Here is a 19244-nt window from a genome sequence, read left to right as displayed (position 1 = left end):
CAAATCCGCATTGCCCGGGTTTTTGCATCTTCGGGGCACACGCTCGAGAAAACGTCAGGCAGCCATTTTGCTGTCGATTCTGGCGGTGCTGACCTCGGGATATTTCACGGTGTCGTATTTCGCGACCCATGCGATGCAGGATCTGGCAGACACCTGTACCGAGCGTTATGAGCTTGAGCTGGAGAATGCCGATATAGGCCCGCTGCCAGAGGCGCTGCCGCGCTCCTTGTGTGAATGTCTGGCAAGTTCGCTTCTCGACAAAAACGGAATCATGCGTCTGGCATTGGTCGACAGAGGCCTGCTTGAACCGCTGGCCCTTGAACCTGTGACGCAGAAGGACGCTTCGGCCTGCATTGATGCCCTGTGGGTGCCGAATGTCGAACTGGCCACGGGCTTGCCCCATGAATGAAGTTCAACAGGACTAAAAAGCCGCTCTATGCGGCACCTGTCCACCCAAGCAGGAATGCGCAGGGACGCCATTTTTATCATCGGATGCCGAGGTGTGAAATGACTCATCCATTGCGTTTACTGTTTCTTGCCCCCCCTCAGGCAGCTCACTCTCCCGGATTGGAGTATGCCGGCGATCTGGCACGCGCCCTGGGCGTGCCACTGCACGTGGCGATGTTCACTGAGCCCCACGGTGTAGAGCCGCCCGGCCATGCAGTCACCGAGAGGCCCGACATCGTGCGCGATAACTTAATGTCGTCGCGTCGCAAATGGCTGGAAAGTGAAAGTGCGCACCTGCAGGAAAAAGGCGTGGATGTCCATCCAGAGCTGGTATGCGCCAGTTCCTCGGCAGTCGAATGCGTTGCCTATGCGCAGCGTGTTGAAGCGGACTTGATCATCAAGGACATCCAGGAACGCCCAGGCCTGGCGCAGCGCGGTTTGTCAGCACTGGACTGGGAACTCTTGAGCGTCAGCCCGATTGCCGTGCTTTATGTGTTGCCGGGCCCGATTCAGACACCCAGCAAGTTTCTGGTAGCGGTTGACATGGAGTCACAGGCGAAAGGAAACCGCGACAATCATTCGCTCATCGAGGCGGCCAGGCACCTGGCAAACGCCTGCGGTGCCTCATTGCACGTGATCAGCGTTTACGACTGTGCCGCTGCCAGCCACGGTGACCTGTCCCTCTATGAGGCCCAGGTACAGGCGTTCGATGCCTTGGCCAGCCAGCATGGTATTGCCAGCCAGCATCGGCACTTCATTCCCGGCGCTCCGGCGAATGCAATTCATGCTTATCTGCAGCGCAGTGCTTACAACCTGTTGGTCATCGGTGCGGCCGATCATCATACGCAGGCCTCTGATATCGGCTTGACCGCTGAAGGGATACTCGAAGACCCCATGTGCAGCGTCCTGATGATCAAGTTGCCAGCCGACGCAGCGCCGCAGCAGGCCAAACGATACGGTTAGACCGCTGCCTCTATGCCGCTGTGGCCTGCCGGCGGCGTGAAGAACGGCAGCCTTGCTCCGGTTGATATTTATCAACGTCAGGCACCTTCCGACGGCGCAGTCTGAAATGACGCTGGTGCCCGATCCGGCGCAGATGTCACGGCTGAATGTGTAGCTGGCAGTGGCAGAGGTTGAGTTTCACCTGTCTGGAGGCAGATCATGGGCCGGTATCAACAGCTGTTACTCATCACCCACCTGGCCCTGCGCCATTCTCCGGTGATCGACCATGCCGCAGCGCTTGCCAAGGCCAGCGCTGCACGCTTGCATATAGCGGCGTTGATTCCTGCCTTGAACCTGTTGTCGCTGCTTGAAGAGGGTGACCGTGAAAAGACACGCGAGCGTTACCTGCAGGACCACCGCGACTGGTTGGGGGAACAGGCGAAAAAGCTACATGCCAGAGGGGTCGATGTGACCACCGAGCTGGCGTGGGCTGATGACATGGAAAAGGACATCCTGGACCACTTCAGCGAATTGCAGCCTGACCTGTTGATCAAGGAAATCCAACATGAGTCGGTGCTCAAGCGTGCTTTTTTCACCCCGTTGGACTGGCACCTGCTGCGTTACTCACCGGTACCGGTGTATCTGGTGGGCGGGGTTCGACCTGCCTTGCCGTGCAAGGTCGTGGCGGCGGTAGAGGCGTCGCTGGCCGAGCCTGGACAAAATGAACTCAATGATCGCGTTATTCGCCAGGCCTGCAGTCTCGCCGAACAGTGTGATGCTGAACTGCACTTGCTGTATGCCTACGACATATCCCAAGACTACCAGGCGTCAGACACAGGCTTAACGCTGTCGGAGCTGACCCGATGGCAGCGCAAAGCGTTGGAACAATCGTTTCTGAAACTGGCCAGTCGATACAACGTTCCGCCTGGCCGCAGGCATTTCGTTCTGGGACACCCGGTTGCGGCGCTGAGTGAGTTTGCCAACACACATCACATGGACGTCATCGTGATGGGCAGAGTCCAGGATCCAGGCGGAGAGAAACTGCTTGGCAGCACCACCGAGCATATCTTGTATCAGGTGCCTTGCAGTGTTTTGGCGGTCTAGCGCAACTGCATCGGGCTCACCCCGAGCCGTTGCTTGAACGTGGTTGCCATGTGCGCCTGGGAATTGAACCCGCAGGCGAGGGCGATTTCCGACAGCCTGGCGGTGGAATCACGCATCAGTGCCCGGGCCTTGGCCAGACGCCGGTCGATCAGGTAGCTGTGCGGGCTTTTGCCCGTGGCGAGCTTGAAGGCCCGCATGAAATATCCTTCGGACAACCCCAGCAAACCTGCCATCGCTGACACGCCCAGCGGCCCTTCAAGATTTGCTTCGATAAACTCATCAAGCAGGCGCATGCGCCGGGGAGTGATAGCGCCTTGGTCCGGTGTCGACAACGCGCTATCACCGGTTGCCCGTTGCGCCAGCGCCAAGGCCCAGGTTTCCCAGTCATCTTCCACGCAGGCACGTAACAGCGCGCCGCGCATTCGCAGCGCGAGGTCAATGGCCTGTTGATCGATGTGATTGTTGAATGGGTGATCCCCGCTCAGGGGGATACCGTCGGTCCGCGTTACGCGCAGGTATTCACCGCCCATGAGCGACTCGGAGAACACGTCGCAGCCGGCGGGAACGAATGCCAGGCCGTTGGGCATGGCCTCGAAAGGATGCACCCGGTCGCTGCCCAAGGCGTGCAGGCCGCGCTGGCTGTCGAAGGCAAACCCGATGGAGGCCTGGGCCGCCACATAGCGGGTCGAGTAAGCGGCGCTGGGCAACAATTCGATCGCCCAGGACCCAGTCTCGACACGGCGGACCGGTTCAGACAAGGGCGATGGCTGTAGGCGGTTTTGATGGTTCATGAGCGCCATAGTAGTGAAGAAGCGGCGCAAAAGTCAGGTCGGTTTTTTGAAAGCCGACCCACGGCGGCGATGCCTAGACTGGCTAACCACTCAGGGAGATAACTTCATGCACCGACTGACTCGTGACGATATTGAACAGGCGGCTCGCCATGTGTACCAGGTGATGCCCGCCACCGCCCAGTATGCCTGGCCCTTGCTGGCTCAGCGGCTGGGCTGCACGGTGTGGGTCAAGCACGAGAACCACACTCCCACCGGCGCTTTCAAGATACGCGGCGGCATCACCTTCATGCATTGGCTCAAACGTGAACATCCCGGTGCGAAGGGCATCGTCACCGCCACCCGCGGCAATCATGGCCAGAGCCTGGCGCTGGCGGCGAGCGCGCTGGGTTTGAAGGCGTTGATTGTCGTGCCGCAGGGCAACTCGGTGGAAAAGAACAATGCCATGCGCGGCTTTGGCGGCGAAGTCATTGAGTGTGGGCGGGATTTTGATGAGGCCCGTGAAGAGGCCGCCCGTTTGGCGCAAGCGCATGACCTGTTCCTGGTGCCACCGTTTCACACGGAACTGGTCAAAGGCGTGGCCACTTACGCCCTGGAACTGTTCACTGCCGCGCCGCATCTCGATACCGTCTACGTGCCGATTGGCTGCGGATCGGGCATTTGTGGCGTGATCGCCGCCCGCGACGCACTGGGTCTGAAGACCCAGGTGGTGGGCGTGGTGTCCCGTGAAGCCGCGGCGGCAAAGTTATCTTTTGAGGCGGGCGAAATACAGGAAACCGCTTCGGCAAATACCTTCGCCGATGGCCTGGCCGTGCGCAAACCGATCCCCGCAGCTTTTGCCCTCTACGCAGCCGGGGCCGCACGGATCGTAGCGGTCAGCGAACAGGAAATTGCCGAGGCCATGCGCGTCTATTACACCGACACCCATAACCTCGCCGAAGGAGCCGGGGCCGCCGCCTTGGCCGCGCTTATTCAGGAACGTGAAGCTCGGGCGGGGGAGACAGTGGGGGTGATTCTGTCGGGTGGCAATGTCGATCGATCGGTGTATGCGGGCGTAATCGGTTAGTGACCGTCAGCCACATTGCGCTCAATCTCCGCGATTTTTCGACTGAGTTCCTCTGCTTCCTGCTCCTTGGTTTGAGTTGAGGAGGGCGTAGCGCTGTCCTCAGGATTCTTATCGACCGGTTTGCCAGACGTATCGGTCGGCGGGGTACTCGAGGTTGCTTCTGATTCGATGCCGTTATCGCTGTTCATAATCGCGTTACCTCTGTTGATCTACACATTAGAGGCAGGGGTATGGAATGAGTTCGAGATTATTGCAGACGATAAAGTCAGGAATTGACGCCTTTCAAACAGCTTCACCTTGAGCCCCCACAACAGCACCTGTTTACCTACGCCGCTCGGATGGCCTCAGGCCTTGACCTTACTCATCGACACGTTCAACGAAGTCGAGCGGGCAATGACGCTGATGATCGTCAAGGCTGCAATCACCAAACCGGGCGAGGTGGCCAGCAGGACACCGGTGGTGCCGGCTCCGGCCGCCAGAATCTGCCCGGCCGCCAATGGCCCGGCCACCGAGCCCAAACGACCGATCGCTACCGCTGCGCCGACGCCGGTGGCGCGCACCGACGTTGGATAGGAGGGCGGGGCCAGGGCGTAAAGCACCAGTTGCGCAGCCATCACAAACAACCCCGCGGCAAAACCGGCGATGGCCATGGGGATGATGCCCACGGACAGGCCAACCCCGCCCAGCGCTGCCAGCAAGCCGGTGTACACAAACAGCACCACCTTGATGCCGTTGCAGCGATCCAGCAACACTCCGCCGAGCAGGGAGCCGAGGGCGCCGCCGATATTGAAGAGCATCTGTACCAGGCCTGCCTGGGGTTTGCTGAAACCTTGTTCCAGCAGCAACGAGGGCAGCCAGTTGAGCAACATGTACATCACGGTCAGGGTGAAGAAGTAGCTCAACCATAACGCCAGGGTAACGCTGGCGCGGCCTTCGCCGAACAAGGCCTGGCCGGTTGAAGTGCGCGTCGGGTTGACGCTGTTTTGTTGTTGGCGAAAGGCGTTGGATTCAGGCAGCAGCACCATCATCAGTGGCACCACCAGCAATGGGGCGAGGCCGCCGATGATGAAGGTCGTCTGCCAATGTTCGGGAAACAGCATGGCGACCACCGCCGCCAGTGCCCCACCCAATGGCACGCCGGCATACATGATGCTGATGGCCGTACCGCGACGTTGCTCTCCCACGGCTTCGGCACACAGGGCGATCAGGTTGGGCAGGGCGGCGCCCAGGCCCAGGCCAGTCATGAAACGCACCAGCAGCAGGCCGGAGAAAGAGCTGACGTAGGCGGTGCTGAGCGAGAACACGCCAAACAGCAGCACCGCTGCGATGAGGATTTTCTTGCGACCGATGCGATCGGCAATCCAGCCACCGAAGAAGGCGCCCGGCAGCAAACCGATGATGCCGGCACTGAACACCCAACCCATCATTTTCGGGTCCAGGGCAAAGGTCTGACGCAACCCTGCGGCGGCAGTGCCGGCAGCTTGCAGGTCAAAACCTTCAATCAGAGCGACGATAAAACACAGGGCAATAGTCAGCGTCGTGCGACGTGATGGAGTGTCCATGGCAAACCTCTTTATTGTTTTTGTGAGTGTGCTGACGGGCGCACGCAGGCTTGCTCGCATCCAGCAATGCCAAGCCGCAATTAAGATTAACAAAGATAACTAAAAAGTGAACGCTAACGGAAAATGTCCAAACGCATCGACATAAACCTATTCAAATCAACAGGATGTCCTGTGTTTTTTAGGTTTTCTTGGAAATAGATACGAATATTAATGTTCGATTATCGGCCATTGTGGATTGACGGCACCTCCGGCTTTTCCCACTCTCTGGCCCGAGATCGCGGCTGGATGGCTGGCGATCACGTTCAAAAAAACAACAACAATAAGTGGACATAGGACATGACGAATTCACCCCGGGGCGTCCTTGCGACGACCTCAGACTTACCTCTTTGCGCACGCGGTTTCGTCCTGTTGGGCTTATGTGCGGTCGCCACTCCAGCGCTGTCGGAAGGTTTCATCGACGATAGCCGCGGCACATTGACCTTACGCAATTTCTACCTGGACCGGGATTACAAGGACGAGGGGGCGAAAACCGCGGCCCGGGAGTGGGCTCAGGGTTTCATCATGAATGCGGAGTCGGGTTTTACCCCGGGCGCTGTCGGCTTCGGCCTGGACGCCCGTGCATTGATCGGGGTCAAGCTGGACTCGTCACCGGACCGCAGCGGCACCGAATTACTGCCGGTATCCAGCAGCGACAAGCGCGCGGCGGATGAATATTCGCGCCTGGCCATGACTGCCAAAATGCGCTTTGCCCAAACCACGGTGAAGACCGGCGATGTGTCGATTTTCCTGCCGTTCGCCTTTGCCAGCCCGTCGCGGTTGCTGCCGCAGACTTTTCGCGGCACCACGCTCAGTTCCAAGGACATCGACGGACTGACGCTCAATACCGGCTATATCGATCGCATCAACAGGCGTGACTCCACTAACTACCAGCCGATGAGCATCGCTTCGCCGAACGGGCGTTTCAACGGTGCGGCCACCTCATCGCACATGGCTTATGTCGGTGGCGATTATCAGGTAAACAAAGACCTCAGCCTGCGCGCCTACCACGCCGAAGTGGCCGACCTGTACCAGCAGAACACCCTGGCCTTGCTGCATAACATGCAGGTAGGCGAGGGCACGCTGACCACTGATCTGCGCAGTTTCTTCAGCGACGAAGATGGCACTGCCAAGGCTGGCAAGGTGGACAACCGCAACCTGTCGGCGCTGTTCGGCTATCGCCTTGGCGGGCATCACCTGAGCCTGGGTTACATGCACGCCAGCGGCGACACAGCGACGCCTTATGTGTCAGGCACTGAGTTGATGGGCATGAGTGAATTGACCATGAGCTCGGACTTTCTCAATGCCAAGGAACGGACCTGGCAGGCAATCTACGACTATGACTTCGCCGCCGCCGGGGTGCCCGGCCTGAAGAGCCGGCTGCGTTACGTGCGCGGTGATAATATCGCGCTGGCGGCGCTCAATGCCGACGACCGCAAGGAGCGGGAGTTCCAGATGGAGCTGGGGTATTTGATCCAGAGCGGTCCGCTGAAGAATGTCGGGTTGATGGCGCGCAAGTCGATCTATCGCAACGACTTCCCGAGCGGCGCGGCATTTCGTGATGAAAACCAGACCCGCTTCCTGGTGCTCTACACGGTGCCGATCTGGTAAGCCGTGGGGCGAGTGGATACCAGCAGTGCGCAAGCGTGGGCTGAGCAGTGCTCAGCCCACTCATGAACTGAGTCGGCCCCGCAGGGCTGCTCGCGACGTAGAGTTACTTTACCCGCTCCCAGATGATGTGAACCTTCGTGCCATCGGGGCGCTGGAAGTTTTCCACCATTCGGTTGCCGTCGACTTTCAGTTGCAGGTCATCTTGAGTACGTGTCGCGCCCACCCAATTCGGGAACGTAGATCCTTCGACGGTATTGCCGGTGAACTCGCCGTTCTGGTCGACGGTATATCGTCCGAAAAAACCGATGCTCCCAGCCATCGCTGCCCGGTTTTCCTCATCGGTTCCTTCGCCCCGAGCGTTGGATCGAAACGCGGGCACTCGCGGATCGGTGAGCACCTCGACGAACGTCAATTCTTCAGTGAACACCAGCCATCCATGTGGATTGGGGCCGTACGCATCCGACCGGGTGCCCTGACGTTCAATGGTTGCGCTGACCATTTTCCATGTCCCGACCAGCGGGCTTTTCATGGCGGAAAACGCTGCCGTGCAAACCGAAAGGGCCATGATCGCACCTACCGTCAGTACCGATATTTTCAGGGTCATTGGAATCACCGTTGTTGGTTATCTGAACACTGTTGTAGAAGGTTAAAAACATCACGCATTCATCAGGGCAACCAGGGCAGGAACAGACAGCACGGCTGTGTAATAGCCCATGAACTGCACACCAATGTTGAAACCCAAAAAGCGTGAGAGGAAACCGCCCAGCAGGCCGATGGTGACGATCACCAGCAACCCCAGCAGGCCACCTTCCCAGATGCCGATCACCAGGATCAGGCCAACAAAGGTCGAGATCACCGCTTCGTGACTGATCTTGCGCGACACGTAGGATGCGGCTCTGTGGGCGTAATTCATGGTGAAGGGGTAAGCGATCAGGATGGCCACGACCACCGCCAACACGCCGTAGCCAAAAAATTCCCAGGTGCTGAGCAATGAATGCAGGTTGTTCACCTGGCCTGTCGTCGCGTCGACGCTAAAGCGCGGCGGGGCGTTGAACAATGGCGCTGCCGGGCCTGCTGCGACAGGGCTCAGGGGCAGGCCGAAGGCGATCAGCGGGATCAATGCTTCGGCCAGGTAGGTTGACTCCGTAACGCCGTTTCGAGCGGTGATGACAGTGGTCAGGCGATGGTAGACATGCTTGACCCTCGAACCGACGAGCTCGCCCATGATCACGGTCATGGCCACTGGGCTGAACACAAAGGTCGCGCTGGAGATCACCGCCGTAATGGCCGTCCACATGCTCTGCTTGCTGTCCAGCACCTTGAGCGGATTAGGAAAGAATCCACCCCAGCTTTTTACGTCGGGCGACAGGGAAAACGTGCGCACTTGCTGGCGTCGCATGGTGTCCCGTTCGGCGGGTGCGAGCAGCGAGAACAGCGCGGCGATCAACGGGCCAATTGCGATGCCCAGAAAGTAACTGACACTGAGCTTGACGCCGAACTGCGCGGTCATGGTTTGCAGGCCAACAATGATCATGACGAACGGGATCAGCGTCAGCACGGCCGCCAGACGGCCTTTGGAGAACCACGCGATCGCCACCGCCGCAAGCAGGAACACCCAAGGCGCAGCCTGCTTGATCATGTCACCGAACGGCGCGAGCATCAGCGCGAACAATACGGCCATTGGCACCGCGATCAACGCAGCAATGACCGCCCCGGAAATCATCTTGCGCAGGGCAATGTGGGGTACGCCCAGATTGCGCAGAAAGTTGGCCTCGCGCATCAGTGGCGTCGCCATGGTGTCGCCAGGAATACCCAGTAGCGCCGTCGGTACGGCGTGGGTCATATGTTTGGCGACGGCGCCGGCCAGAAAGAATGTCAGCACGCCGGGGGCAGGTACGCCCAGCAGGACGACCAGCAAGGTCAAGGGGGCGAGGGTAGTGGTTTCATCGCTCCCTGAGATCAGCCCGATCCCGGCAAAAATCACCGCCCCCAGGATCCCCATGCCCAGTGCCATCAGGACCTGATCCATCAGTGGAACGATCATGATTGACCTCCATTGCCACTGACTGCACCGACGCCAACAGTGGGTGTTGCAGCCGGGCTCTTCTCGGGAGCGACAAGGCTTTTCTCGTAATCGGCGAACAGCTCATAAAGGTCCATTTCCCGCAGTTCCGCGATCGTGGCCGGCGGCAGATCAGCCAGACTGCCCAGTGGGCCGTACTCGTTCTGCAACTCAATCAGGATTTTTGCGCGCCAGGCCGGATCAGCCAGATGTTCGATGACATTGCGCTTGGGTTTGAAAAGCAGCGCACTGATGGCGCCACCTGCCAGGCAGCCGACAATACCTACCAGCATCGCGTAGGCGCGGGCCATTTGCACGGAATCCACCCAGCCGACAAACAAGTGCTGGGCGATAAAAAAAGCGCCGAGGCTGACGGCTGCACCGATGCCTATGGAGTAGAGCAGGTGGCGACCATCAACCGTGTCGCCCCATACTTCGAACAGTTCGGGTTTCATAAGGATTCTCCCACCTCCCCTGAGGGGTTTTATTGTTATGAACGTGAAGAGATGTGGTTGAGTTCGTGACTACGAGCCCGACTCCTGCGCGCGTTTTTGCTCAAGCAGCTCAGCGGCTTTGTCCGAGCGCACGTCCCGGGCTTCGACCATCTGCGCGACCAGCCAATTGACCTCGTCGCCCCTGGCCCCCGCTGAAAGCGCAATGTTGCGTGCATGCAAAGCCATGTGCCCGCGTTGTATCCCCTCGGTCGACAGCGCCCGCAATGCGCCCAGGTTTTGCGCGAGGCCGACCGCTACCGCTATCTCGGCAAGTTCCTGGGCGCTCTTCACTCTCAGGATGCGTAACGACAGTTGCGCCAGCGGGTGAGTCTTGGTCGCGCCGCCGACCAGGCCGACGGGCATGGGCATTTCCAGCGTTCCCACCAAATGGCCCTTGCAATCTTTTTCCCAGGTCGTCAGTGAACCGTAATGCCCGTTGCGACAGGCATAGGCGTGTGCCCCGGCTTCCACCGCGCGCCAGTCGTTGCCGGTGGCGACGATCAAAGGATCGATGCCGTTCATGATGCCCTTATTGTGAGTGGCTGCACGATAGGGATCCACGACCGCAAAGTTGTAAGCGTCGAGGATGCCTTCAATGACGTCCTCGCCCTTGTAGGCCTTGGTGGTGAGATGTTCCGGTGCAATGCGGATCTGGGCCCGGGCAAGCCGCAGGTCGGCGAGGTTCGACAGAATGCGCAGCCGTACCTTGCCGCCGGTAATCTGCTCCATCAGCGGGGCCACCGCTTCAGCCATCGTGTTTACGGTATTGGCTCCCATCGCATCGCGCACATCCACGATAAGGTGGGCGACCAGCATGGGGCCGCGAGGGCTCTGGGCGAAGGTATGCACTTCGATGTCGCGGCAACCTCCACCTAGCTGGTTCAGCAGTTGATCCTTGCGGTTGGCCAGTTCGATGATTTCGTCCTTGCGGCGCAACAGACTCAGACGGGCATTGAAGGGGTCGTCGATTTCCACGATCTGCACTTGCGCGCGCATCAGCGGCAGCGAGCTGGAGGTCTGAAAACCACCGGCTTCGCGCGCCAGTTTGGCCATGAACGAGGCGGCGGCGACCACCGAAGGCTCCTCGACGACCAACGGCACGATGACGTCGCGTCCGTTGATCTGGAAGTTGCTCGCGACAGCGTAGGGCAACTCAAATTTTCCGATGACGTTCTCAATCATGCCGTCGGCTATTTCCAGGGGCAGGGCGCCTGCGTCGCGGAGCAGGGCAACGTCATCTTCTGCAAGCTCAAGCAGTTGTTGCAAGTGGCTCAGGCGTTCGGCGGGCGACAGGCTGCGGAACATCGGGAGGCGGGAGTCGATACTCATGGTAGCAATCCAGTTGCAGTTATTGTTTTCGAATGCCTGCCACCCTATGCGTATGTGTCCTGGCAAAAAAGGTACAGTTTGGACAGACAGTACCTAAGCTGTACCCTCTGCGAATAATTCATCCAGGACTTCGTACAATGGCGCGACTGACGCTTGCCCAAGAGCTGACGGCCTCCTTGGTGACGCAGATCGGCAACGGTACCTACCGAGTGGGCGACCGTTTGCCGTCCCTGCGCGAGTGCATGCGCTTGTTTGGTCATTCGAAAAACACAGTGATCAACGCTTATGAATCGCTAGCCTCCCAAGGACTGGTCGAGGCGCGTCACGGGCAGGGCTTCTTCGTGACACGAGGCGCCCCGAGCAGCAGCGAACCGGAAGAGCCACTGCCCTTTACCCGGGCGATGGACACCATCTGGCTCATGCGCCAGCAATTTGTCCGTGAGCCGGGTCACTCGCCGCTTGGGGAAGGTTTTCCGCCCGTAGAGTGGCTGATGGATCTGCGATTGGACAAGTTCACCCGTCAGATCATGCGCATGGGGGTGACCACGCTCTTTCGCTACGGCAACCGGCTGGGCAATGCTGCACTTCGTCAACACCTGGTGCAAAAACTGGCGAGCTATTCGATTACCGCCAGTGCTCGGCAAATCGTCACGACCCATGGGGCCAATCACGCACTGGACCTGATCATCCGCCGCTTCATTGCCCCGGGCGATCAAGTTTTTGTCGAAGACCCGGGTTATTACCCGCTGTTTGGCAAGTTGCAACTGCAAGGGGCGCGAATGTTATCCGTACCCCGATTGCCGGACGGGCCGGACCTGCAAGTGCTGGAGCAGCATCTTCTGTTGCACAAGCCGAAATTGTTCTTCCTCCAGTCGGTTGGGCACAATCCGACGGGCTCCGATATTTCCCCCGGCAAGGCTCATCGACTGGTGCAGTTGGCCCATGAGCACAACTTCATTCTGGTGGACGACGACGCTTTGGCAGATTTCAAGCCCGCGTCGGCCATCAAGGTGTCTGCGCTGGATCAGTTGAGCCGATCACTGTACGTGGGCAGTTTTTCCAAATCGGTTTCTGCGGCATTGAGGGTGGGGTTTATCGCCGGGAGCAAGGAGGTCATCGATGAACTGGGTGATCTGAAAATGCTCCTGCATACCAGCACCTCGGAGCTGTGTGAGCGAACCATCGATGTCATCCTGACCGAGGGGCATTTTCTGCGACATCAGATCCGCCTCCAGGAGCGACTCAAGAGTGCCACTGCGGCAGGTTTGCAGATGCTCGATGAAATAGGCGCCGAGGTGTTCTTCCGACCAGAGCAGAGTCTGTATTTGTGGGCCAGGTTCGCCCACATTGACGACGCCAGGGAGCTGACCCGGCAACTACTGCCGAAGGGATTCATGATTGCTCCCGGCCATATTTTTTCACCGGAGCAGTCGCGTATAAATCCCTGGACCAGATTGAATGTCGCCTACCTGAATGACCCGTTGCTTAAAGCCGAGTTGAGTGGCTGAGGGCTCACCACTCATGCTGCTAAGGCTGGGTTTGCGTTCCGGTCGAGACCACGCTTTCGTGCCGATTCACACCGCGCGCCTCAACAGGCACCCATAGGCGTTCACTGCGACATTTGAATTTCACGCCTTTGCGCGGCGCCATCGTCCTGGCTGAGTCCATGCACACAGCCCTGGACGCGTAAGTCGGCCCCGGCTTTCGCTCTTCTACACAACCTTCCACGCCGCTGCAGATAGCCATAACCACAAAATAAACAGTCATCATCCTGAATGCTCCTATAGAGCGATGCGATTAATACATCTGCGTCAGGCCTGAAAATGCTGGCTGTGACAGACGGATGATGAGCCTGCATTCAAATCCCCAGCAATGGCTTGCACGGGCCAATCGTCGGAAAAATGTCGTTAGTTCAGGTTTATTCAGATTTGGATTTTTCGACGCCAATTCGTTGGCGTTTTTTGCCGCTTCAGTGGGTATTCCCTATGGGAAAAGCTGCGTGGCAAAGGAGCGTGAGCGGGAGAGCGGCTCACTCGAAAAGATTGTAATGGGAACAATTCGCGTTTAAGGTGCGCGCGTCCGTCATGTTCAGTCATGGCGTTTTTCGTGTTTGTCTGCCTGAGGCGTTCCATGTCGCTCCATGAAACGGATTCGATCGTTTCCCTCGATAATTTGTACGGCACCCATCGGGGTTGGCTGCTGGGTTGGTTGCGGCGCTCGCTGGGGTGTTCGCAGCAAGCGGCGGATCTGGTCCAGGACACGTTTTTGCGTTTGCTGGTGCGTGGCCAGCCCATCAGCGCGCGCGCTCCGCGTGCATTGCTGGTGCGTATCGCCCGTGGCCTGGTGGTCGACCACTGGCGGCGCGACGCGCTGGAGCGAGCGTACCTTGACGCACTGATGCAGATGCCCGAGGCGAGTCATCCATCCCCTGAGGTCCGGCATGAGGCGTTGCAATGCCTGGAGCGTATTGCGCAGTTGCTTGACGGTCTCAAGCCGGCAGTGCGCGAAGCTTTTCTGCTGTATCAGCTCGGTGACCTGAGCCATGTGCAAGTGGCCCAGCAGCTTGGTGTGTCCAGCCGTACCGTGGAGCGGCATGTGGCGAGCGCGCTGTTGCATTGCTACAAGGCGTGCTTCGAGGCACCGCAGTGAGCGCCGCCGAGGCCTTGCCGGAGGGTGTCATCCGCACGGCCATCGAATGGCAGATGCGATTGCGCGCCAATGCCAACAGCGCTGAGCTGCGCAGGCAATTGAACGACTGGCGACGCCAAGACGCCCGCCATGAGCTGGCCTGGCAACGCTTGCAGCAAGTCGGCGGATTGTTCAAGGCCAGTCCATTGCCCGATGCCGCCCGTACCATTCCTCTGCTGCGCCAGGCCGAGGCCGATCTGAGTCGCCGTCGCACCCTGAAGTTGCTCGGCCTGGGGTTGGCTGTTGGCGGTGCGACGCTGCTGACCACGACAGCGCCTCCCACCTGGCGAAGCGACTTTGCCACGGCAACTGGCGAGCGTCGCCGGCTCGATCTGGGCGCTGGTGCCGAGCTGATGCTCAATACAGGGAGTGCAGTGGACGTGCGCGGCCACGAATGGGTGCTGCGTGCGGGTGAGGTATTGGTCGATGGCGCCGACTGGCGTGTGCGTTGCCGTTTTGCTGAGTGTGAGGGGCGGCAGGCGAGGGCGGTGCTCAGGGAGCGGGACGGGTATAGCGAAATCCACGTCGCGCGCGGTGAAGTGTTGATTTCCACACCGTTCGGGCAACGGCACTTGCAAGCCGGTCATGCAATGGCCATTGCCGCGACGCGGATGACGGCGTTGGGCCGCGGGCCGCTCGACCCTTTTGCGTGGGCCCGTGGCCTGCTGATCGTCAACGACATTCGCCTGGTCGACTTCCTGGCCGAGGCCGGACGTTACCGCCAGGGCTGGTTGGGCTGCGACAGCGCCGTGGCCGACCTGCGCCTGTCCGGGGTTTTCCACCTCGATGAACCTGCGCTCATGCTGCGCAACATCAGCCACTTGTTGCCCGTACAGGTCGTCGAGCGCACCCGCTGGTGGGTGCGCATCACGCCGCTGGCATAAATAAGTTGTCGGACTTTTGCGCTTCGTCCGGTTAGGAATGATCACTTCCTCAATGGATACCGTCATGTTCCTTGCCAGACTGTCTCTGCGCGCCATCGCGCCGTTCCCGACCCGAACCTTGCCAGGCGCTGTCTGCCTGGCGTTGACCTTGCTCGTCGGCACGCCGAGCCTGCCGGTCATGGCCGCATCATCAAGCGCTGAGCAGGTGGCGCCGAGTGTACCCGCCGGGCAGTTGCAGCAGGCGCTAAGCATCTTTGCCGAGCGCGCCGGTATCACCTTGTCTTACTCCCCGGAAGCGGTGCGTGGTTTGAGCAGTCCAGGTCTGCCCGGCGGCGGCTCACTGGAACAAGGTCTGGCGACGCTGCTGGCCGGCAGCGGCCTGGTCGCGCAAAAGACCTCGTCCGGCTACGTGGTGCTGCCAGGCAAGACCGACACCCGCTATGAGCTTGAGCCCACCAACATCAATGCATCCGCCGTTCAAAATGCTTTTGCGCCGGTGGAGGGTTATTTCGCCAGCAATGCCAGCACGGCCAGCAAAACCGATAAGCCAATCCTGGAAACCGCCCAGAGCGTCAGCGTGGTGACGGCTGAGCAGATTGCCGACCGAAAGGTCGACCGCGTCGAAGACGCCGTGGCCTACAGCTCGGGGGTGCGCGTCGGCAGTTCGGGGCTGGATCCGCGGTTTGACATGATCAGTGTCCGTGGTTTCGAAACCACCATCGGCGCTGACTTTCTCGATGGCCTGCGCCAGCCGGGCAGTGGATGGTTGTCGTTGTACTCCACCGAGGCCTACAACTTGGAGCGCATTGAGGTGCTCAAGGGACCGGCATCGGTGCTGTACGGCCAGGTCAGCCCTGGCGGCATGGTCAACCGGGTGAGCAAGCGCCCGAGTCTGCTGGCAAAAAACGAAGTACAGGTGCAGGCGGGCAACTACAACCACCAACAGGCGCAGTTCGACGTCGGCGGTCGTCTGGATGAGGCGGGAGACGTGTTGTTTCGCACGGTGGGCGTGTACCGCGATGCAGAAAACTATATCGAACAGTTAAACAACGACACCCGCCTGCTGGCGCCTTCACTGAGCTGGCAGATCGACCCCGATACCCACCTGACGCTGCTGGCCCAATATCAGGAGCGCGAGACCGGTGCGTCGCCGATGCTGTATCAGGAAGGCGACCACCTCACCGATTTCTGGCAGGGTGATGAGTACTTCGACAAGCTCGAGCAACGGCAGTGGACGCTGGGCTATGAGTTTGAACACGCTTTCAACGATACCTTCAGCGTTCAACAAAACCTGCGCTACGGTCAGGTGGACACCACCAATCAGTACCTTCAACCCAGCGACGCCGGCGATGGACATACCCTCAATCGCTCGGCGATCGGGGTTTACGAGGACATGTCCTCGCTGTCCACCGATACGCGCCTGGTGAGCCGCTTTGCCACCGGGGATCTGCAGCACACCCTGGTCACCGGGATGGACTATGCCTGGATCGATACATCGCTGCTGTACGCCATGGGCGATGCGCCGTCGATCGATCGCGACGCGCCGGATTATCACCAACACGTCGATCGGCCCACGACACCGCTGGCGGACGAGAACGGGCTGGAGCATCGCAGCGGCGTGTATGTGCAGGATCAAATCGAATTGAATCAATGGCGTTTGTCGGCCGGGCTTCGCCGTGACTGGGTCAAGGTTCGTCGAACGAACAACCTGAGCGACGTCAACAGCAGGACCCGCGATTCGGCGACCACGGGGCAGGTCGGTGCACTCTACCTGTTCGACAATGGCCTGGCGCCCTATGCCAGTTACGCGACCTCGTTCCTGCCCGAGAGTGGCACGAACGCCAGTGGCGAGCCCTATAAACCAACCAAGGGCGAGCAGTACGAAGTAGGCCTCAAGTATCAGCCGCCGGGCTCCAGTACCTTGCTGACGGCCTCCCTCTATCACCTGACACAAACCAATGTCCGCACCCGTGACCTGTCGAACCCCCTCAACAGCATTCAGACCGGTGAGCAGGTCTCGCGCGGTCTGGAGTTGGAGGCGGTGTCGGACCTCAGCGACCGCATGAAAATGACGGCCAGTTACAGCTACAACGATCCCGAAGTCACTCGCAGCAACGACGGCAATGAAGGCAAGGAACCGATGAACGTGCCCCGTCATCTGGCGTCGTTCTGGCTGGATTACCGCCTGCCCATGGGCCTGGGCATGTCTGTAGGCGCGCGCTACACCGGCAGTAACTACGGTGACGCGGCAAACACGGTGAGAAACGAGGATTACACCTTGGTCGATGCCGGTGTGCACTACGACTTCGGTGGCGGGCTGGACGGCGTACGCCTGGCCTTGAATGGTCGCAACCTGTCCGACAAACGCTACATCAACTGCCAGGAAGGTTACTGCTACCGGGGTGAGGCGCGCAGCGTCGTCACCAGCCTGAGCTATCGCTGGTGAGGAGTGAGACGATGATGGGTATTTTGTTCAAGTATCTGGGCGCCATGCTGCTGATTGGCTTGTCCTTCGCCCATGCAGAGCCGGTGACACTGGATGGCACCGAGCAGTGGATGATGAAAAGCGCGCAAGGGCGTGATTACCGCATCATGATCAGCCTGCCTGAAGGTGACGTGCCTCACACCGGCGGCTACCCGGTGATCTACCTGCTTGACGGCAACGCCTATTTCCCGGCTTTTCATGCCGCCAAGCGCGCGCAGGATCGGTTGCGTGGTTCGATTCTGGTCGCCATTGGCTACCCGAGCGACACGCCGCTGGATTTCGTGCGTCGCGCCTTCGACTTGTCGCCTCCCGTCCCGCAGGAGCGCAACAATCCGCCACAAGGTGGCCAGGATCTGTTCCTCGACTTCATCGAGCAGCGCCTGATGCCGAGGGTGAACGAGCGCTTCAAGGTCGATCAGGATCAGCGCAGTTTGGTAGGGCATTCTTTCGGTGGCATGTTTGGCATCTACGCGCTGTTCACCCGTCCGGCGCTCTTTCAGCATGTTGTGGCGGTGAGCCCGAGCCTGTGGTGGCTCGACCGTTACCTGTTGGCGCCCGAACGCGCCTTCACAAAGCGTGCGCACGCCGGGCAAGTGGACCTGACCCACAGCAGCCTGACGTTGCTGTTGGGCGAGCGCGATATGGTGCAGGAAATCCAGGACGCCCGAGCGCTGCAGTTACGCCTGCAGGCGCTATCGCAGTATGGGTTGCGTAGCGATTTCCAGATCGAACCGGGCGAGGATCACATGTCGGTGCCGTTTCGTGTCCCCACTCGGGTGCTCGATGAGTTGCTCAGTACCAGGCGCTTCTGAACGGCAGCCAATCAAGATCGGGTCAGGGGTCTTGATGACCCCCTTACCTGATCCGCGTTCACGATTTTGAGTACGTGTGGCATCTATGTACCATGGGCACATGATTTTTGAGCGGCCACGAGGTATTGATGACTGCATTGTCGTTGTCGCCAGTGACCGAGTCGCAGGGGACGGTAAAGGCCCAGGCTTGATCCAGGTAGGGATGATGAACAGGAGCAGCAGTTGAACGAACAGACATTGTCCCAGCGCCTGGAGCGTGTGGCCGCGCATATACCCGCAGGTGCGCGCCTGGCCGATATCGGCTCGGATCACGGCTACCTGCCGGTGGCATTGATGCGCCGCGGTGTGATTGCGGCAGCGGTGGCTGGCGAGGTGGCGTTGACGCCGTTTCGTTCGGCTGAACGCACCGTGCGCGAGAACGGTTTTACCCAGCAGGTCATTGTCCGCCTGGCCGACGGCCTGGCGGTGATCGAGCCAGGAGACGGGATCACGGCAGTCAGCCTGTGCGGCATGGGCGGCGAGACGATCCGCGACATTCTCGCTGGCGGCCAGGCGCACCTGAGCGGTGAGGAACGGCTGATCCTGCAGCCCAACGGCGGCGAGCAGCCACTGCGTCAATGGCTGATGGAAAATGGTTATCGCATCTGCTTCGAAGAAGTGCTGCGGGAAAATCGCTTCTACTACGAAATCATCGTCGCCGAGCGCGCCGGGCCGGTGACGTACACCGCGCAGGAGCTGTACTTCGGGCCATTGCAGATGCGCGCCCGCAGCCCGGCGTTCCTGGCCAAGTGGCAGCGCATGCTGCGCCTCAAACAGCGGACCCTGACTCACTTCGCCCGGGCGCGACAAGTCGTGCCCGAGCAGAAGGTGCTGGACATCGCTTTGCAAACCCGCTGGATCACCGAGCTGCTGGGCTGAGCCCGGTACTCGGGAA

18 protein-coding genes are annotated in these 19244 nt (G+C 59.8%); 11 read left to right on the top strand and 7 right to left on the bottom strand.

Annotated features, from left to right (window positions below):
* The first annotated feature begins 67 nt into the window (after positions 1-67).
* The 3 genes from CRX69_RS21785 (at position 68) to CRX69_RS21775 (ending at position 2493) form a co-directional block, all read left to right on the top strand.
* Positions 68-409: a hypothetical protein gene (locus tag CRX69_RS21785; protein ID WP_240539567.1), complete on the top strand. Its 342-nt coding sequence runs from the start codon at positions 68-70 to the stop codon at positions 407-409.
* Positions 406-1410, top strand: a complete 1005-nt coding sequence (locus CRX69_RS21780; protein WP_080962844.1) for a universal stress protein — start codon at positions 406-408, stop codon at positions 1408-1410. Before CRX69_RS21785 ends, CRX69_RS21780 begins: the two co-directional genes overlap by 4 nt.
* 198 nt (positions 1411-1608) lie before the next feature.
* Positions 1609-2493 (top strand): universal stress protein, encoded by an 885-nt coding sequence (locus tag CRX69_RS21775; RefSeq protein ID WP_047225556.1) that lies wholly within the window; start codon positions 1609-1611, stop codon positions 2491-2493.
* On the opposite strand, the gene CRX69_RS21770 is transcribed toward CRX69_RS21775, so the two are convergent.
* On the bottom strand, positions 2490-3293 hold the full coding sequence (locus tag CRX69_RS21770) for a helix-turn-helix domain-containing protein (protein ID WP_223194323.1): 804 nt from the start codon (positions 3291-3293) through the stop codon (positions 2490-2492). The two genes, CRX69_RS21775 and CRX69_RS21770, sit on opposite strands and share 4 nt — an antisense overlap.
* Positions 3294-3390: 97 nt before the next feature.
* Here CRX69_RS21770 and CRX69_RS21765 point away from each other — a divergent pair, with 97 nt between their 5' ends.
* Complete coding sequence (locus tag CRX69_RS21765) at positions 3391-4347, top strand: threonine dehydratase (RefSeq protein ID WP_107322840.1); 957 nt, start codon at positions 3391-3393, stop codon at positions 4345-4347.
* Here CRX69_RS21765 and CRX69_RS21760 read toward each other — a convergent pair.
* Positions 4344-4535, bottom strand: coding sequence for a hypothetical protein (locus tag CRX69_RS21760; protein WP_107322839.1), 192 nt, complete (start codon positions 4533-4535; stop codon positions 4344-4346). The genes CRX69_RS21765 and CRX69_RS21760 overlap by 4 nt on opposite strands.
* Positions 4536-4691: 156 nt before the next feature.
* Entirely contained in the window at positions 4692-5909 is a 1218-nt protein-coding gene (mhpT, locus tag CRX69_RS21755; RefSeq protein ID WP_240539566.1) for a 3-(3-hydroxy-phenyl)propionate transporter MhpT, read from the bottom strand.
* A gap of 336 nt (positions 5910-6245) precedes the next feature.
* On the opposite strand from mhpT, the gene CRX69_RS21750 reads away from it, so the two are divergent.
* Entirely contained in the window at positions 6246-7556 is a 1311-nt protein-coding gene (locus tag CRX69_RS21750) for an OprD family porin (RefSeq protein ID WP_107322837.1), read from the top strand.
* Positions 7557-7659: 103 nt separating this feature from the next.
* Here the strand turns inward: CRX69_RS21750 and CRX69_RS21745 are convergent, their stop codons facing one another.
* The 4 genes from CRX69_RS21745 to CRX69_RS21730 form a co-directional block, all read right to left on the bottom strand.
* Positions 7660-8160, bottom strand: coding sequence for a lipocalin-like domain-containing protein (locus CRX69_RS21745; protein WP_107322836.1), 501 nt, complete (start codon positions 8158-8160; stop codon positions 7660-7662).
* Between the two features lie 51 nt (positions 8161-8211).
* Complete coding sequence (locus tag CRX69_RS21740) at positions 8212-9600, bottom strand: tripartite tricarboxylate transporter permease (RefSeq protein ID WP_080962847.1); 1389 nt, start codon at positions 9598-9600, stop codon at positions 8212-8214.
* Positions 9597-10073 carry a hypothetical protein gene (locus CRX69_RS21735; RefSeq protein ID WP_107322835.1) on the bottom strand — a complete coding sequence of 159 codons (477 nt, stop codon included), beginning with the start codon at positions 10071-10073 and terminating at the stop codon, positions 9597-9599. The genes CRX69_RS21740 and CRX69_RS21735 overlap by 4 nt, the downstream gene beginning before the upstream one ends.
* A gap of 69 nt (positions 10074-10142) precedes the next feature.
* Positions 10143-11441, bottom strand: a complete 1299-nt coding sequence (locus CRX69_RS21730; protein WP_076384183.1) for a hydroxymethylglutaryl-CoA reductase, degradative — start codon at positions 11439-11441, stop codon at positions 10143-10145.
* Positions 11442-11578: 137 nt separating this feature from the next.
* Here CRX69_RS21730 and CRX69_RS21725 point away from each other — a divergent pair, with 137 nt between their 5' ends.
* The 6 genes from CRX69_RS21725 to CRX69_RS21700 all read left to right on the top strand — a co-directional run bounded on the left by CRX69_RS21725 (position 11579) and on the right by CRX69_RS21700 (position 19228).
* Positions 11579-12949 carry an aminotransferase-like domain-containing protein gene (locus CRX69_RS21725; protein ID WP_107322834.1) on the top strand — a complete coding sequence of 457 codons (1371 nt, stop codon included), beginning with the start codon at positions 11579-11581 and terminating at the stop codon, positions 12947-12949.
* A gap of 622 nt (positions 12950-13571) precedes the next feature.
* Positions 13572-14090 carry a sigma-70 family RNA polymerase sigma factor gene (locus CRX69_RS21720; RefSeq protein WP_047225859.1) on the top strand — a complete coding sequence of 173 codons (519 nt, stop codon included), beginning with the start codon at positions 13572-13574 and terminating at the stop codon, positions 14088-14090.
* Complete coding sequence (locus CRX69_RS21715) at positions 14087-15013, top strand: DUF4880 domain-containing protein (RefSeq protein ID WP_230682586.1); 927 nt, start codon at positions 14087-14089, stop codon at positions 15011-15013. The genes CRX69_RS21720 and CRX69_RS21715 overlap by 4 nt, the downstream gene beginning before the upstream one ends.
* 64 nt (positions 15014-15077) lie before the next feature.
* The gene (locus CRX69_RS21710) at positions 15078-17459 is read left to right on the top strand and encodes a TonB-dependent siderophore receptor (protein ID WP_240539565.1); all 2382 of its coding nucleotides are present in this window, start codon (positions 15078-15080) and stop codon (positions 17457-17459) included.
* 11 nt (positions 17460-17470) lie between these two features.
* Positions 17471-18310: an alpha/beta hydrolase gene (locus tag CRX69_RS21705; protein ID WP_047225568.1), complete on the top strand. Its 840-nt coding sequence runs from the start codon at positions 17471-17473 to the stop codon at positions 18308-18310.
* 222 nt (positions 18311-18532) lie between these two features.
* Positions 18533-19228 (top strand): tRNA (adenine(22)-N(1))-methyltransferase, encoded by a 696-nt coding sequence (locus tag CRX69_RS21700; RefSeq protein ID WP_107322832.1) that lies wholly within the window; start codon positions 18533-18535, stop codon positions 19226-19228.
* The last annotated feature ends 16 nt before the right edge of the window (positions 19229-19244 follow it).

Source organism: Pseudomonas rhizophila, assembly GCF_003033885.1.
GTDB lineage: Bacteria > Pseudomonadota > Gammaproteobacteria > Pseudomonadales > Pseudomonadaceae > Aquipseudomonas > Aquipseudomonas rhizophila.
Note: the sequence above shows the minus strand (reverse complement) of the source record. Positions and strands in the feature narration are given on the sequence as shown.

What these genes read in the sequence shown, in the direction of transcription:
- CRX69_RS21780 (WP_080962844.1), top strand. Translation starts at nt 406, where the DNA reads ATGAAGTTCAACAGGACTAAAAAGCCGCTCTATGCGGCACCTGTCCAC.
- CRX69_RS21775 (WP_047225556.1), top strand. Translation starts at nt 1,609, where the DNA reads ATGGGCCGGTATCAACAGCTGTTACTCATCACCCACCTGGCCCTGCGC.
- CRX69_RS21770 (WP_223194323.1), bottom strand. Translation starts at nt 3,293, where the DNA reads ATGGCGCTCATGAACCATCAAAACCGCCTACAGCCATCGCCCTTGTCT.
- CRX69_RS21765 (WP_107322840.1), top strand. Translation starts at nt 3,391, where the DNA reads ATGCACCGACTGACTCGTGACGATATTGAACAGGCGGCTCGCCATGTG.
- CRX69_RS21760 (WP_107322839.1), bottom strand. Translation starts at nt 4,535, where the DNA reads ATGAACAGCGATAACGGCATCGAATCAGAAGCAACCTCGAGTACCCCG.
- mhpT (WP_240539566.1), bottom strand. Translation starts at nt 5,909, where the DNA reads ATGGACACTCCATCACGTCGCACGACGCTGACTATTGCCCTGTGTTTT.
- CRX69_RS21750 (WP_107322837.1), top strand. Translation starts at nt 6,246, where the DNA reads ATGACGAATTCACCCCGGGGCGTCCTTGCGACGACCTCAGACTTACCT.
- CRX69_RS21745 (WP_107322836.1), bottom strand. Translation starts at nt 8,160, where the DNA reads ATGACCCTGAAAATATCGGTACTGACGGTAGGTGCGATCATGGCCCTT.
- CRX69_RS21740 (WP_080962847.1), bottom strand. Translation starts at nt 9,600, where the DNA reads ATGATCGTTCCACTGATGGATCAGGTCCTGATGGCACTGGGCATGGGG.
- CRX69_RS21735 (WP_107322835.1), bottom strand. Translation starts at nt 10,073, where the DNA reads ATGAAACCCGAACTGTTCGAAGTATGGGGCGACACGGTTGATGGTCGC.
- CRX69_RS21730 (WP_076384183.1), bottom strand. Translation starts at nt 11,441, where the DNA reads ATGAGTATCGACTCCCGCCTCCCGATGTTCCGCAGCCTGTCGCCCGCC.
- CRX69_RS21725 (WP_107322834.1), top strand. Translation starts at nt 11,579, where the DNA reads ATGGCGCGACTGACGCTTGCCCAAGAGCTGACGGCCTCCTTGGTGACG.
- CRX69_RS21720 (WP_047225859.1), top strand. Translation starts at nt 13,572, where the DNA reads ATGTCGCTCCATGAAACGGATTCGATCGTTTCCCTCGATAATTTGTAC.
- CRX69_RS21710 (WP_240539565.1), top strand. Translation starts at nt 15,078, where the DNA reads ATGTTCCTTGCCAGACTGTCTCTGCGCGCCATCGCGCCGTTCCCGACC.
- CRX69_RS21705 (WP_047225568.1), top strand. Translation starts at nt 17,471, where the DNA reads ATGATGGGTATTTTGTTCAAGTATCTGGGCGCCATGCTGCTGATTGGC.